Here is a 13,644-nt window from a genome sequence, read left to right on the forward strand (position 1 = left end):
GGTCCCGCGGTGGCGGAGCCCCGAACCGAGCGGTTCGTACGGTGGGCAGTCCGGTCTTCGCGGAACGCCCGACGATGTGGAAGGAACGCAAGGCGTTGACTGAGCAGTTGCGACTGATGGCGGTGCACGCCCACCCGGACGACGAGTCCAGCAAGGGCGCGGCCACCATGGCCATGTACGTCGAGCAGGGGGTGGACGTGCTCGTGGCCACCTGCACGGGGGGCGAGCGCGGGTCGGTTCTCAACCCCAAGCTCCAGGGGGACCCGTACGTCGAGGAGAACATCCACGAGGTCCGGCGCAAGGAGATGGACGAGGCGCGGGCCATCCTCGGCGTCGGCCAGGCATGGCTCGGATTCGTCGACTCCGGCCTGCCCGAGGGGGACCCGCTCCCTCCGCTCCCCGAGGGCTGCTTCGCCCTCCAGGACGTCAAGGAGGCCGCCGAGCCCCTGGTCCGGCTGATCCGCGAGTTCAAGCCGCAGGTCATCACGACCTACGACGAGAACGGCGGCTACCCGCACCCGGACCACATCATGACCCACAAGATCACCATGCTGGCCTTCGACGCCGCCGGTGACCCGGACGCCTACCCGGAGGCCGGCGAGCCCTGGCAGCCGCTGAAGCTCTACTACAACCACGGCTTCCCGATGGGCCGCATCCGCGCCCTGCACCAGTACCTCACCGACAACGGCCACGACTCCCCGTACGGCGAGTGGATCGCCGGCTGGGAGAAGAGCGGCCGCAAGGAGCGCGAGATCACCACCCGGGTGCGCTGCGACGACTGGTTCGAGACCCGCGACCGCGCGCTCATCGCCCACGCCACCCAGATCGACCCCGACGGTCCGTGGTTCCGCGTGCCGCTGGACGTCCAGCGCGAGGTCTGGCCCACCGAGGACTACGAGCTCGCCCGTACCCTGATCGACGTGGACCTCCCGGAGGACGACCTGTTCGCCGGACTGCGCACCCCCACCTCCGCCGCCTCGGCCGCGGGCGACACGCGCGACTGAACCACCCCCCGACGGCCCGGCTCCCCGTGAGCCGGGCCACCATAGAGATATGAGCGCCCCCGTGAACCTCGTCCACCTCGCCGCTGACCTCGCCGTCGACGACGCCAAGGTCACCCCCGGTCTCCTCGGCTTCGTCGTCTTCGCCGCCCTCGGCGTGGCCACCTGGTTCCTGGCCAAGTCGATGAACCGCCAGTTCAAGAAGGTCGACTTCACGGAGGAGCCCGAAGCTCCCAAGGAGTGAGTCACCGCCCCCACCCCGGCCCCGATGGGCCAGGATGGGGGTCATGCCGAACCGTCTCGCGGACGCGACCTCGCCCTACCTGCTGCAGCACGCCGACAACCCCGTCGACTGGTGGCCCTGGGAGGCCGACGCCTTCGAGGAGGCCCGCCGCCGCGGCGTACCCGTTCTGCTGTCGGTCGGTTACGCCGCGTGTCACTGGTGTCATGTCATGGCCCACGAATCGTTTGAGGACGAAGGACTCGCCGGGTACCTCAACGAGCGGTTCGTCGCCGTCAAGGTGGACCGCGAGGAGCGGCCCGACGTCGACGCCGTGTACATGGAGGCCGTGCAGGCCGCCACCGGGCAGGGCGGGTGGCCGATGACGGTGTTCCTCACGCCCGACAAGGAGCCGTTCTACTTCGGCACGTACTTCCCGCCGCAGCCCCGGCACGGGATGCCCTCCTTCCGGCAGGTGCTGGAAGGCGTGGACGCCGCCTGGCGGGAGCGGCGCGAGGAGGTCGGCGAGGTCGCCGCGCGGATCAGGGCCGACCTGGCCGAGCGGGCCGGCGTCTACGCGGCGGGCGCGCACCGGCCGCCCGGCGAGGCCGACCTGCACCAGGCGCTCGTCACCCTCAGCCGAGAGTTCGACCAGCGGGGCGGCGGCTTCGGCGGGGCGCCCAAGTTCCCGCCGGCCATGGTCATCGAGTTCCTGCTGCGCCACCACGCCAGGACCGGCTCCGAGGCCGCGCTGGAGATGGCGGCGCGCACCGGCGAGGCGATGGCCCGCGGCGGACTGCACGACCAGCTCGGCGGCGGCTTCGCCCGCTACTCGGTGGACGCCGCCTGGGTGGTGCCCCACTTCGAGAAGATGCTCTACGACAACGCGCTGCTGCTGCGCGCCTACCTGCACCTGTGGCGCTCCACCGGCTCCGAGCTCGCACGCCGGGTCGCCCTCTCCACCGCGGACTTCCTGCTGCGCGAACTGCGCACCCCCGAAGGCGCGTTCGCCTCCGCCCTGGACGCCGACAGCCTCGACGAGGAGACCGGCGCCTCCGCCGAAGGCGCGTACTACGTCTGGGAACCCGGCCAGCTGGTCGACCTCCTCGGGCCCGCCGACGCCGCCACCGCCGCCCGGCTGTTCACCGTCACCGCCGACGGCACCTTCGAACACGGCACCTCCGTGCTCCAACTCCTCACCGACCCCGAGGACTTCGCCGAGTACGAGGAGATCCGGGGCCGGATGCTGGAAGCCCGCGCCACCCGGCCCGCACCCGCCCGGGACGACAAGGTCGTCGCCGCCTGGAACGGCCTCGCCATCGCCGCCCTCGCCGAGACCGGCGCCCTGCTGGAACGCCCCGACCTCGTCGAGGCCGCCGAACGCGCCGCCGACCTGCTGCTCGCCGTCCACCTCACCCCCGACGGACGGCTGCTGCGCACCTCCCGCGACGGCAGGCCCGGCGCCAACGCCGGCGTCCTCGAGGACTACGCCGACACCGCCGAAGGCTTCCTCGCCCTCTACGCCGTCACCGGCTCGCCCGAGTGGCTCCAACTCGCCGGCGGACTCCTCGACACCGTGCTCAAGCACTTCACCGACGAGACCTCCGGCGCGCTCTACGACACCGCCGACGACGCCGAGGAACTCATCCGCCGCCCGCAGGACCCGACCGACAACGCCACCCCTTCCGGCTGGACCGCCGCCGCCGGCGCGCTCCTCGGCTACGCCGCGTACACCGGCTCCGAGCGCCACCGCACCGCCGCCGAACGCGCCCTCGGCGTCGTCGGCGCCCTCGCCGGCCGGGCACCCCGCTTCATCGGCTGGGGCCTCGCCGTCGCCGAAGCGCTGATCGACGGGCCGCGCGAGATCGCCGTCGTCGGACCGGACGGCGACCCGGCCCGCGCCGCACTGCGCCGGGCCGCCCTGCTCGCCACCGCCCCCGGCGCCGTCCTCGCGGTCGGCACCCCGGCTGACGGGGAGGTGCCCCTGCTGGCCGACCGGCCGCTCGTCGACGGGGCCCCCGCCGCGTACGTCTGCCGCCACTTCGCCTGCGAGCGGCCCACCACCGACCCGGCCGAGCTCGGGGCGCGGCTCGGGGTGGTCGTCGCCTAGACACCCTTCCTACGCGGAGATATTGGTTGGCAGAGGGCGTCCGGGGCGGTGAGGATGTGCCATGACCTGGACCCTCTCCACCTCCCTCGACGACTTCCGCGCCGAAGCCGGAGCCTTCCTCGCCGCCCGGCCCGCCGAGAACACCGTGCTGCTCACCATCAGCCACCGGCTCGCCGCCGCCGGCCTCGACGTCTTCGGCGAGCCGCCCGTCTTCGGCTGGTGGCGCCCGGAGGCGGACGGACCGGTCGAGGCCGCCTTCCTCCAGACGCCGCCCTTCGCCCCGCGGCTCTCCGTCATGACCGAGGCCGCCGCCGCCGAGCTCGCCGTCCAACTGGCCGCCGCCGGGCCCGGGTTCACCGAACTCACCGGAGTCGGCGGCGGCGCCGCGGCCGTCCGCGCCTTCGCCGACGCCTGGACCGCCGCCACCGGCACCACCCAGGCCGTCCGCGTCGAGGAACGGCTCTACCGGCTCGGCCGCCTCACCGACCCCGCACACCCGCCCACCGGCCGCCACCGCCTCGCCACCCCGGCCGACCGCGACCTGGCCATCCGCTGGTACGCGGAATTCCTCGCCGAGGTCGACGTCCCGCCGATGGACATCCCCAGGGTCGTCGACGACCGCATCGCCGCCGCCGGCCTCCACCTCTGGGAGGACGACACCACCCCCGTCGCCCTCGCCGGCGCCAGCCCCATCCTCGCCGGCATGTCCCGCATCGGCCCCGTCTACACCCCCGCCCCCCTCCGAGGCCGCGGCTACGCCTCCGCCGCCACCGCCGCAGCCACCGCCCACGTCCTCACCCAGGGCGCCCAGGAGGTCCTCCTCTACACCGACCTGGCCAACCCCACCAGCAACTCCATCTACCAGCAGATCGGCTACCTGCCGGTGGAGGACTGCCTGGTCGTCGACTTCACTGCGGCGTAGGGCGGCTACAGGTCGCTCTCGAGCGGCTTGCCGCCGATGAGCTTCGTCTTGAAGGGGTCGGGGACGGTCACGGTGGGCGTGGTCGGCATCGGAAGCGTGTCGCCGCGCTGGTAGTTGTCGGCGCAGTTGATCAGGTTGCCGCCCGCCGCCTTCATGTCGTTCGCGAGCCGGTCGAGCAGCTTCTTCCACGCGGCACCGCAGTTCTGCAGAGGAGCCGCACTCTGCCAGCCGGCCAGGCTCGCGACCGCCCCCGTGGTCGGCTCGGCCAGCTTCGCCGTCTCGTCCGGGATCCTCCCGCCCACCGTCACCGCGTTGTTCCCGGCCGCCTTCAGGTCCTCCGGTTTGGCCATGAACCCGGTCTCGCCCGCCATCGATCTCCTCCTTGGCCTGTTCGCGTCGGATACGGACGCTACGGTAGCGGCAGGACGCAATGGAGTTGACGCTCAGTCAGTACTTCGGGGGTGGGGGCAGGTGGACCTGGCGAGTCTGAGGAATGCCGATCTGGCGCATCTGATCAGTGCGGCGGACGCCTACGACGCGCTGCACAGGGCGTTCGCCCAACACGTCGAGGACTGGAAGAAGGGCACCGCCCTCCCGGTGCGCGACCTCTACTGGACGGGCGAGGCGGCCCAGGCCGCCGCTCCGATCATCTACGCGACCAGTAAGAAACTTCACGGGGCCGATCTGGAGATGACGGCCATCGGCAAGAACCTGCGCGACCACGCCGACCTCTTCGCGCTGGCCCAGTCGAAGCTCCGGAAGGCGCTCGACGACGCGGCGGCCAAGGGCTTCTCCGTGGGCGACTCCGGCGCGGTGTCCTGGCTGCCGTCGGCGAACGCGTACACGGCCCCGGGCTGGGAGGACAAGCAGCGGGCGGCGGCCGAGGAGATCAACAAGCGGATCGTCGCCGCGCTCACCGAGGCGACGGAGGCCGACCGGCAACTGGCGGAGCTGCTCACCACCTACACCAAGCACGCCGACACCGGGAACGGCCTGGGCATCGCCGCCGAGATGGACCTGGCGGCGGCGAACGCCACGGGCCACGAGCCCTGGAAGAAGGACCTGCCGGGGGAGAAGGCGACCCCGACGGAGGTCAACGCCTGGTGGAGGAGCCTGGACCCGCAGGGGCAGGAGTGGTTCCGGAAGCAGCACGCGGACGTGATCCGGAACCTGGACGGCATTCCGGCCCAGGAGCGGGACCAGCTGAACCGGACGTATCTGAACGACCGTCTCGTACAGCTGGAGCGGGAGGGAAGGAAAGAAACGGAGGAGTACCGGAGGCTTGCGGCGATCCAGGGGCGGCTCAAGGACAACGTGGAGAACCAGGCGACCCAGCCGCTCGCGTACCTGCTCGGTGTCAGCACCGAGGGCAACGGGCGGGCGGTCATCTCCTTCGGCAACCCCGACACCGCCACGGACGTCTCCGCCTACGTCCCCGGGATCACCTCCACCCCCTATTCGCTGGGCCCGAAGGGGGAGCCGTACCTTCCCGGCACCAACGAGGCGGAGAACACGCTGAACCTGTGGCGTGAGGCGGACCGCAGGAAGAAGCCCGGCGGCTCGGTCGCGTCCATCGTCTGGCTGGGCTACGACGCCCCCGACGCCGATCCGACGGCGGCCTCCGGCAACGCGGCGGCCAAGGGCGCCCCCGACTACGCGAGGTTCCTCACCGGGCTGCGGGCGAGCCACGCAGGCGGTACGCCGCCGCACATCACCTCCATCGGGCACAGTTACGGGTCGCTCGTGACGGGCCTCGCCACGAGGCTCACGGTCCACGATCCGTCCTACGCGCCGCCGGACGACGTGGTCTTCGTCGGTAGCCCGGGCGTCGGTACGCCCAGGGCGTCCGACCTGAAGATGCCGGGCCACGTATGGGTCGGCGCGGCGGCGGACGACCCGGTGACCCATCTGCCCTCGTACAACGACCTGAGGAACGCCACGGACTTCGGGACCGCGATCGCGGTGGCCCAGCACCTGGTGTTCGATCCGGACGGGACCTGGTACGGGACGGACCCGGCCAGCAAGACCTTCGGGGCCACCCGCTTCTCCGTCGACGACTGGAGCGCGGCGACCGACCCCATGTACGGGGCGCACACCAAGTACCTCACCCCGGAGAACGGCGGCCCCTCGCTCGGCAACATCGCCGCGGTGGTCACCGGACACGGTGGCGACGTCCAGCGGGTGGACCGCAGGTGAGGGCGCGTCTGACGGTGGTCGTGCCGGCGGTGGCCGCGATGTGCGTGATCGCCGTGGTGGTGCTGTACGAGAACAGCTACTTCTTCGCCGGGATGGGGGACCGGGCGAAGGTGCGGTTCAGCGCCGGCCAGGCGCGGGAGCGGATCGACGGCGTCCTGGGGGCGACCATGGACGGGATATCGCCCCCGTTGACCTATGCGTCCGGCAATTACCAGGTGGCTCGGGACCCCGATCTCTACGACGGCGAACACAGCGTGCGCTCCCTGCTGTCGGCTGTGGTCTTCGGGGGGACCAGGATCTCTCCCGCGAAGTTGCCGCAGGTGATGGACCAGGTCGCCCGGACCTGGAACGGCCGGGGATGCCACGTGACGGAGAGGCACGAGCCGGGCAACAAGACCGGGTTCCCGGTCGGTCTCGGATGCCTGGACGGAGACGGGATGCTCCTGACGCTCCACGCGGACGAGAGGCTGGGCACGTACCTGGTCTGGTTCGTCGCGGATCTGGGTGATGTGCGGTACCGGCCGGGCGTGCCCGAACCGCCGCTCGGACTGCCCGCGACGACCTACGACGCCGACACCCACCGGTCGGTGACGATCGCCGTCAACGACCCGTACTGGTCGGTCTGAGCCGGCTACTCCCAGTCCCAGCCGATGCCCAGGAGGCAGGGGCGCAGAGCGGTGGCGACGAGGTGGACGCAGTGGTGGCCGTCGAGGGTCAACTCCTCGGTTTCGTAGGGGGGTTCGCCGGGGGCGTGGAGGGCGAAGCGGTGGCAGCGGACGGGGAGGGCGGTGGGGTGGAAGGTGACTTGGAGGACGTACTGGGCGGCGCCGGAGTTGAAGCCGCGGACGTATTCGCAGCTGGGGGTGGGGGCGGGGGAGTCGTCGAAGCCGTAGCCGAGGAGGTGGGTGTCGCCGGCGCGGAGGCGGCGGTCGAGGAGGAGTTCGGCGGCGAGGAGGTGGTTGGCCTGGTCGCGGCGGATGCGGCCGGGGCGGCAGTTCTCCTCGGCGCGGACGCCGACGCGGGTGATGTCGCTGCCGGGGTCGCCCTGGTAGAGGGCGAGGTAGCGGTCGATGCCGTCGCGGTGGGCGCGGAGGGCGTGTTGGGAGTCGCGGCGGGTGAGGCGGCGGTCGGGGCCGATGCGGATGCGTTCGATGTGGGTGAGGGTGTGCAGGCCCGTGTCGCGGGGGCCGGAGAGGGCGGCGAGCAGGTCGTCGACGGCGGTGGCGGGGGCGATGAGGTCGCGGTAGGGGCGTACGGGCGGGCCGGCGGGGGCGGTGTCGGCGGTGCGGCGGGGGCCGAGGAGCCGGGTGAGGGAGTGCGGGGGCAGGTCGAGGACGTCCTCGAGGGCGGCGACGGCCCGTAGGGATTCGGGGCGTTCGGGGCGGCGGCGTCCCTGCTGCCAGTAACTGAGGCTGGTGAGACCGACGTTGACGCCGCGCAGGGCGAGGTGGCGGCGCAGGCGGTGGAGGGCGAGGCCGCGGGTGGTGATGGCGGTGCGCAGGGCGAGGTGGAAGGGGCCGGTGCGCAGGGCGGCGGCGAGGTCGGCGGGGTCGCTGCGGCGGATGGCTGCCTCCTGGCGCGGAGCGGGGGGACGCGGGAGTTCCGGGTTTTGACCGTGAATATTCACATCAGGGCGGTGGTTTGTCACCGGTCCCGGCGCTGCACGCGGGGGTTTTCCGGGTGCTGTTCACACCTGTGGCTGCTCGTTCACACCCGAACTCCGGTGCCTCCGAGGCCCGTTGACCGCCTCACGAGGGCGGCGCGATGCTCGTGGCGCGATCCGGACCCCCATCCGGACCGCACCCCCACACCCCCACATCGCACGTCGCTCCGCTCGTGCAAGGAGGCATCCCCCATGCCAGTTCCACTTCCGCGGATCACGCGGACGCCACGGACGTCACGGATACGGCCGCGCCGCGCGGTCGCCGTGCTCGCCCTCGGCGTCCTGGGCCCGGCGCTCACCGCCGCCGTCTGCACCCCCGCCGTCGCCGCGCCCGCGTACCCCGCCGCCGCGTCCGCCGCCGCTCCGGCCCACGTGCGCCAGGCCGCCGCGCCGGGCAGCACGGCCGACCTGGCCGGCACGTACAAGAAGCTCAACATCAGCATGCAGCAGCAACAGCAGACCAACTGGTGCTGGGCGGCGAGCGGCAACACGATCGCCACCTGGTTCGGCTACAACTACAGCCAGAACCAGTTCTGCAACGCCGCCTTCGGCCGCTCGGTCGACTCCTCCTGCCCCAACAGCCAGGCGTCGCTGGCCGATGTGCAGAACGGCCTGGACTGGGTGGGCATCGCCCCGGGCTCGTACGTCAGCGGCTACCTGCGCTACTCCACCGTCCAGGCCGAGGTGGACGCGAACCGCCCGGTCGAGACCCGCATCCAGTGGAGCTCGGGCGGCGGGCACATGCACGTGGTGTACGGCTACGACACCGGCAACAACTGGGTCTACTGGGGCGACCCGTGGCCGTCCAACTACCGCTACAACTGGGGCGACTACTGGTACTACGTCAACAACAGCACGTTCTCCTGGACCCACTCCCTCTACCGGATCGGCGCGTGAGGTGGCGACCATGACCGACTCCCAGCGCATCCTCCGGGCCGCCGCGGCCGCCCTGCTCGCCGCCGGTCTCGGCCTGGCGGTGGCGGCCCCCGCCGCGCACGCCGACCAGCCCGCCGACCAGCCCGCCGGCGCTCCGGCGCCGGTGCCCGCCGCCGAGCTGGCGCAGGCGCGGGGGGCCGTCCAGGCCCCTGCCGTCCTGGACCAGGTGGGCCACTTCTTCGCCCGCAAGGGCGTCCCGCCGACGCAGCAGCTGACCATCGGCGCGGCCGAGGAGGCGAGCGCGGCCGGCGCCTCCGCGCCCCGCCTGGCCGGGGACACCGTGCCGGTCTACGTCCTGGACGCGGCCTTCGTCGCGGGCACTCCGGGCGCGCCGGTGGCCAGGGCGGAGTTCACCGCGAGCAAGGTGGTCGCGGCGGACGGGCAGAGCGCCTCGGTCTGGACCGTCCGCCAGGGCGGCACCTGGCGGGTGGTGAACATCGCCTCCGGCGGTGACGAGAGCGACTACGCGGCGAAGGCGGCGAGCAGTGGCGGTACGGCCTTCCGCGAACCGCAGATCAACGCCTGGTACGTGCTGCGCGACGGCCGGGTGCTGCCGCTGGACGACGAGGCCCGGCGTTCGGTCGGCGCGAGCGGGGTGTCGCTGGCGGCGTACCAGAAGCTGGTGCACCAGCGGTACGGCGACAAGCTGCCCGGCTCGGCGTACGACCGGGCCGGTGAGGGCGGCGGGTACGACGTCGCCCGGGCGGAGGCGGACGCGCGGACGGGCGGAGGCTCGACGCTCCCGGCCGTGACGGCGGTCGCGGCGCTGGGTGTCACCGCGCTGGCGGGCGCGGGCGTGGTGCTGCGCAGGCGCCGCACCGCCGACTGATCACCGCCCGCCGACGCGACGAAGCGGCGGGGCCCACCCGGGGCCCCGCCGCTTCGTCGCGTCCCCGCGAACGCGCCGGCCGGCGGCTCGGATCCGTGACCACGTGACTTCTGTGTGTGATGTGTCCTGGAAGTGCTGCTTCCGCACATGGAATTGACGCAACGTTGATCTGTCGTTCGCCGCTTCGGGGCAGCTCCGAGTGACTGTCGGTAGATACCATGTGGCAATCGGTCAGTGCTGGCCGACGCGTGCCGAGAGCGGAGAAGGGGTGGGGCGGCAGGAGCCGACCACGAGCCCGGCGCCGGGAGAGGGGAAGCCGAAGTGGCCGACGACGGGAACGACGGGCAGGCGAGTGCCCAGGTGTGGAGCGGAGTGGTGGTCGTGGCCTCCGCGTTGGCCGTGGTCGCGGCCTATCTGATCAACGGCGCCATGCTGGTCCTGACGGTCGCGGGCGTCGAGGTGCTGCTCGTCATGGTCTACGTGGCCCGCCGCTGGAGGGCGCTGCACCAGTCGCCCTCGCCCTCCGGGCACCGCCCGTCCCGGGGCATCCCCAACGCCGCGCACTGCGAGCGCTGCCGCCGGGCCCGCGAGGCGCTGGACGCCCGGCAGGCGCGCGGTCGCACCGCGCCGGCCGAGCGGCGGCCCGTGGCGGAGGCGGCGCTTCCCGGGCTTCCCGGGGTCGGGGCGGACCTGCCGGGCATCGACGGCCCCGGCGTGGCCGAGCAGTTGCCGTACCCGCGCAGGTCGCCGGGGCGGGCTCCGTACGAGCGGCCCTGGACGGCGGAACGGGCGGCCGCCAGGTCCGTGGACCGTGCGACCGCCCGTCACAACGCGCCGGGTTCAGCCGGTCGTGCTGTACGCCACCAGTGAGACGCCGACGTACTGGACGATGAAGGCGCCGAGGGTGAAGGCGTGGAACACCTCGTGGAAGCCGAACCAGCGCGGTGAGGGGTTGGGCCGCTTGAACCCGTACACCACGCCGCCGATGCTGTAGAGGACTCCGCCGACGATCATCAGCACCAGGACGGCGACGCCGCCGGTGCGCAGGAAGTCCGGCAGGAAGAAGACGGCGGCCCAGCCCAGCGCCAGGTAGACCGGGGTGTAGAGCCAGCGCGGCGCGCCGACCCAGAACACCCGGAAGGCGATCCCGGCGAGCGCCCCGCCCCAGGCGACCCAGAGCAGCACCTGCTGGTCGGCGCCCTTGAGCAGCAGCATCGTGAACGGCGTGTAGGTGCCCGCGATGATCAGGAAGATGTTCGCGTGGTCGAGCCGGCGCAGCACGGCGTCGCCGCGCGGGCCCCAGTCGAAGCGGTGGTACACCGCGCTGACCCCGAACAGCAGCCAGGCGCTGACCGAGTAGATCGCGCACGCGATCTTGGCGGGCGTGGAGTCGGCCAGGCAGATCAGGACGATCCCGGCGGCCACGGTCGCGGGGAACATTCCGGCGTGCAGCCAGCCCCGCCACTTCGGCTTGGCCTCGGTGGGCGCCCTCTCCGCGAGCGCAGCAGCAGTCATGCCCCGCATGCTACCCGTTACCTACGCATCCGTAGGTTACTGATGCGTACTGAAGTGACGATCGCCACTCTTAGACGTTTTGGAGTATTCGGAGCCGCGTTCGAAGGGTTCGGGACCGGCCGACAAGGCTCGGTTACTGGCCAGTAATCGTACTGAATGTAGTAAAAGATGCGTCAATTTCGCCTCGCCGCCCCAATCGGGCCCGAACTCCGGAGCTACGCTGCAAGCACCCTCAGACCCCCGCTACGCCGCCTCCTCGCCGAGACGGCGTGAAGGAGCGATCGTGTCGTACGAGATCTCTGCTCTCAGCGCCTCCGCGCCCACCCGTCACAAGCAGCTGCTTGCCTGGGTGAGTGAGATCGCCGAGCTCACCAAGCCGGACCGCATCGAGTGGTGCGACGGCTCCGACGAGGAGTACCAGCGCCTCGCGGACCTTCTGGTGGCTCAGGGCACCTTCAAGAAGCTGAACGAGGAGAAGCGCCCCAACTCCTACTACGCCGCCTCGGACCCGACGGACGTGGCACGCGTGGAGGACCGCACCTACATCTGCTCCGAGCAGGAGAAGGACGCCGGCCCGACCAACAACTGGAAGGCCCCCGCCGAGATGCGGGAGCTGTTCCAGGGTGAGGCGGGCCTGTTCCGCGGCTCGATGAAGGGCCGCACGATGTACGTCGTGCCCTTCTCGATGGGCCCGGTCGGCTCCCCGCTGGCCGCCTACGGCGTCGAGATCACCGACTCCGCCTACGTCGCCGTCTCCATGCGCGTCATGACCCGCATGGGCCAGGCCGTCCTGGACCAGCTCGGCGAGGACGGCGACTTCGTCAAGGCCGTGCACACCGTCGGCGCCCCGCTGGCCGAGGGCCAGGCCGACGTGGCGTGGCCGTGCAACACCACCAAGTACATCTCGCACTTCCCGGAGACCAAGGAGATCTGGTCCTTCGGCTCCGGCTACGGCGGCAACGCCCTGCTCGGCAAGAAGTGCTACGCGCTGCGCATCGCCTCGACCATGGCCCGCGACGAGGGCTGGCTGGCCGAGCACATGCTCATCCTCAAGCTCACCCCGCCGGCCGGCGGCGAGCCCAAGTACGTCACCGCCGCCTTCCCCTCGGCCTGCGGCAAGACCAACCTGGCCATGCTCCAGCCCACCATCGAGGGCTGGAAGGTCGAGACGATCGGCGACGACATCGCCTGGATGCGCTTCGGTGCCGACGGCCGCCTCTACGCCATCAACCCCGAGGCCGGCTTCTTCGGTGTCGCCCCCGGCACCGGCGTGGACACCAACGCCAACGCCATCGACACCCTGCACAGCAACACGGTGTTCACCAACGTCGCCCTCACCGACGACGGCGACGTGTGGTGGGAGGGCCTCACCGAGGAGCCCCCGGCGCACCTGACCGACTGGCGCGGCAACGACTGGACCCCCGAGTCCGGCACCCCGGCCGCCCACCCGAACGCCCGCTTCGCCGTCCCGGCCGCGCAGTGCCCGACCATCGCTCCCGAGTGGGAGGACCCGGCGGGCGTGCCGATCTCGGCGATCCTGTTCGGCGGCCGCCGCGCCACCGCCGTCCCGCTGGTGACGGAGTCCTTCGACTGGCAGCACGGCGTCTTCCTCGGCGCCAACATCGCCTCCGAGAAGACCGCCGCCGCCGAGGGCACCGTCGGCGAGCTGCGCCGCGACCCGTTCGCGATGCTGCCGTTCTGCGGCTACAACATGGGCGACTACTTCGCCCACTGGCTCAAGGTCGGCGCCGGGGCGGACGCCTCCAAGCTGCCGAAGATCTACTACGTCAACTGGTTCCGCAAGAGCGCCGAGGGCAAGTTCGTCTGGCCCGGCTACGGCGAGAACAGCCGCGTGCTCAAGTGGATCGTCGAGCGCCTGCAGGGCACCGGCGAGGGCGTGGAGACCGCGATCGGCGTGCTGCCCACCGTCGAGGGCTTCGACCTCGACGGCCTGGAGCTCTCCAAGGAGGACCTCGACCTGCTCTTCACCGTGGACGCCGACATCTGGCGCCAGGAGGCCGCACTCGTGCCGGCCCACCTGGAGCTGTTCGGCGAGCACACCCCGAAGGAGCTGTGGGACGAGTACCGGAACCTGGTCGCGCGTCTGGGCTGAGCCTGAGCTTCAGTCGAGACGGACGCGGGCGCGCGGCACGAACCGCGCGCCCGCCGAGCGACAGGACGGCCGGAGTTCCGCCGTACGGTCTTTCCCCGACCAAGGAGACCGTACGGCCCGGGACTCCGGCCGTAGTGTT

The 13,644-nt window shown here is 71.9% G+C and carries 13 protein-coding genes; 10 read left to right on the forward strand and 3 right to left on the reverse strand.

All coding sequences use genetic code 11. The annotated features are described in order from the left end of the window. Nucleotides 1-95 precede the first annotated feature (95 nt). From mca to ACIBCA_RS05425, 4 genes are all read left to right on the forward strand, one after another. A complete protein-coding gene (gene mca, locus ACIBCA_RS05410) occupies nucleotides 96-1,004 on the forward strand; it encodes a mycothiol conjugate amidase Mca (RefSeq protein WP_396281492.1) in 909 nt (302 codons plus the stop codon). A 49-nt stretch (nucleotides 1,005-1,053) separates the two neighbouring features. Continuing rightward, nucleotides 1,054-1,245, forward strand: coding sequence for a hypothetical protein (locus tag ACIBCA_RS05415; protein WP_031076542.1), 192 nt, complete (start codon nucleotides 1,054-1,056; stop codon nucleotides 1,243-1,245). Between the two features lie 43 nt (nucleotides 1,246-1,288). Continuing rightward, nucleotides 1,289-3,331, forward strand: a complete 2,043-nt coding sequence (locus ACIBCA_RS05420; protein WP_396281493.1) for a thioredoxin domain-containing protein — start codon at nucleotides 1,289-1,291, stop codon at nucleotides 3,329-3,331. A gap of 61 nt (nucleotides 3,332-3,392) precedes the next feature. Next, nucleotides 3,393-4,253 carry a GNAT family N-acetyltransferase gene (locus ACIBCA_RS05425; protein ID WP_396281494.1) on the forward strand — a complete coding sequence of 287 codons (861 nt, stop codon included), beginning with the start codon at nucleotides 3,393-3,395 and terminating at the stop codon, nucleotides 4,251-4,253. Between the two features lie 5 nt (nucleotides 4,254-4,258). Here ACIBCA_RS05425 and ACIBCA_RS05430 read toward each other — a convergent pair whose 3' ends face one another. Then, on the reverse strand, nucleotides 4,259-4,624 hold the full coding sequence (locus ACIBCA_RS05430; protein WP_396281495.1) for a hypothetical protein: 366 nt from the start codon (nucleotides 4,622-4,624) through the stop codon (nucleotides 4,259-4,261). Between the two features lie 100 nt (nucleotides 4,625-4,724). On the opposite strand from ACIBCA_RS05430, the gene ACIBCA_RS05435 reads away from it, so the two are divergent. Together ACIBCA_RS05435 and ACIBCA_RS05440 are read left to right on the forward strand one after the other, a co-directional pair. Beyond that, nucleotides 4,725-6,449 carry an alpha/beta hydrolase gene (locus tag ACIBCA_RS05435; RefSeq protein ID WP_396281496.1) on the forward strand — a complete coding sequence of 575 codons (1,725 nt, stop codon included), beginning with the start codon at nucleotides 4,725-4,727 and terminating at the stop codon, nucleotides 6,447-6,449. Beyond that, nucleotides 6,446-7,075 (forward strand): hypothetical protein, encoded by a 630-nt coding sequence (locus ACIBCA_RS05440; protein WP_396281497.1) that lies wholly within the window; start codon nucleotides 6,446-6,448, stop codon nucleotides 7,073-7,075. The genes ACIBCA_RS05435 and ACIBCA_RS05440 overlap by 4 nt, the downstream gene beginning before the upstream one ends. A 5-nt stretch (nucleotides 7,076-7,080) precedes the next feature. On the opposite strand, the gene ACIBCA_RS05445 is transcribed toward ACIBCA_RS05440, so the two are convergent. Continuing rightward, nucleotides 7,081-8,013, reverse strand: a complete 933-nt coding sequence (locus ACIBCA_RS05445) for a hypothetical protein (protein ID WP_396281805.1) — start codon at nucleotides 8,011-8,013, stop codon at nucleotides 7,081-7,083. A 291-nt stretch (nucleotides 8,014-8,304) separates the two neighbouring features. Here ACIBCA_RS05445 and ACIBCA_RS05450 point away from each other — a divergent pair, with 291 nt between their 5' ends. The 3 genes from ACIBCA_RS05450 (at nucleotide 8,305) to ACIBCA_RS05460 (ending at nucleotide 10,747) form a co-directional block, all read left to right on the forward strand. Then, nucleotides 8,305-9,009: a papain-like cysteine protease family protein gene (locus ACIBCA_RS05450; protein ID WP_396281498.1), complete on the forward strand. Its 705-nt coding sequence runs from the start codon at nucleotides 8,305-8,307 to the stop codon at nucleotides 9,007-9,009. 10 nt (nucleotides 9,010-9,019) lie between these two features. Continuing rightward, entirely contained in the window at nucleotides 9,020-9,877 is an 858-nt protein-coding gene (locus ACIBCA_RS05455; protein WP_396281499.1) for a hypothetical protein, read from the forward strand. Between the two features lie 321 nt (nucleotides 9,878-10,198). Continuing rightward, the gene (locus tag ACIBCA_RS05460) at nucleotides 10,199-10,747 is read left to right on the forward strand and encodes a hypothetical protein (protein ID WP_396281500.1); all 549 of its coding nucleotides are present in this window, start codon (nucleotides 10,199-10,201) and stop codon (nucleotides 10,745-10,747) included. Here ACIBCA_RS05460 and ACIBCA_RS05465 read toward each other — a convergent pair. Further along, the gene (locus ACIBCA_RS05465) at nucleotides 10,718-11,392 is read right to left on the reverse strand and encodes a hemolysin III family protein (protein ID WP_396281501.1); all 675 of its coding nucleotides are present in this window, start codon (nucleotides 11,390-11,392) and stop codon (nucleotides 10,718-10,720) included. The genes ACIBCA_RS05460 and ACIBCA_RS05465 overlap by 30 nt on opposite strands. A 283-nt stretch (nucleotides 11,393-11,675) precedes the next feature. Here ACIBCA_RS05465 and ACIBCA_RS05470 point away from each other — a divergent pair, with 283 nt between their 5' ends. Beyond that, a complete protein-coding gene (locus tag ACIBCA_RS05470) occupies nucleotides 11,676-13,505 on the forward strand; it encodes a phosphoenolpyruvate carboxykinase (GTP) (RefSeq protein WP_396281502.1) in 1,830 nt (609 codons plus the stop codon). Nucleotides 13,506-13,644: the final 139 nt, after the last annotated feature.

It is taken from the genome of Kitasatospora sp. NPDC051170, assembly GCF_044455705.1.
Taxonomy (GTDB): Bacteria; Actinomycetota; Actinomycetes; order Streptomycetales; family Streptomycetaceae; genus Kitasatospora.

What these genes read in the sequence shown, in the direction of transcription:
- ACIBCA_RS05415 (WP_031076542.1), top strand. Translation starts at nt 1,054, where the DNA reads ATGAGCGCCCCCGTGAACCTCGTCCACCTCGCCGCTGACCTCGCCGTC.
- ACIBCA_RS05420 (WP_396281493.1), top strand. Translation starts at nt 1,289, where the DNA reads ATGCCGAACCGTCTCGCGGACGCGACCTCGCCCTACCTGCTGCAGCAC.
- ACIBCA_RS05425 (WP_396281494.1), top strand. Translation starts at nt 3,393, where the DNA reads ATGACCTGGACCCTCTCCACCTCCCTCGACGACTTCCGCGCCGAAGCC.
- ACIBCA_RS05450 (WP_396281498.1), top strand. Translation starts at nt 8,305, where the DNA reads ATGCCAGTTCCACTTCCGCGGATCACGCGGACGCCACGGACGTCACGG.
- ACIBCA_RS05455 (WP_396281499.1), top strand. Translation starts at nt 9,020, where the DNA reads ATGACCGACTCCCAGCGCATCCTCCGGGCCGCCGCGGCCGCCCTGCTC.
- ACIBCA_RS05465 (WP_396281501.1), bottom strand. Translation starts at nt 11,392, where the DNA reads ATGACTGCTGCTGCGCTCGCGGAGAGGGCGCCCACCGAGGCCAAGCCG.
- ACIBCA_RS05430 (WP_396281495.1), bottom strand. Translation starts at nt 4,624, where the DNA reads ATGGCGGGCGAGACCGGGTTCATGGCCAAACCGGAGGACCTGAAGGCG.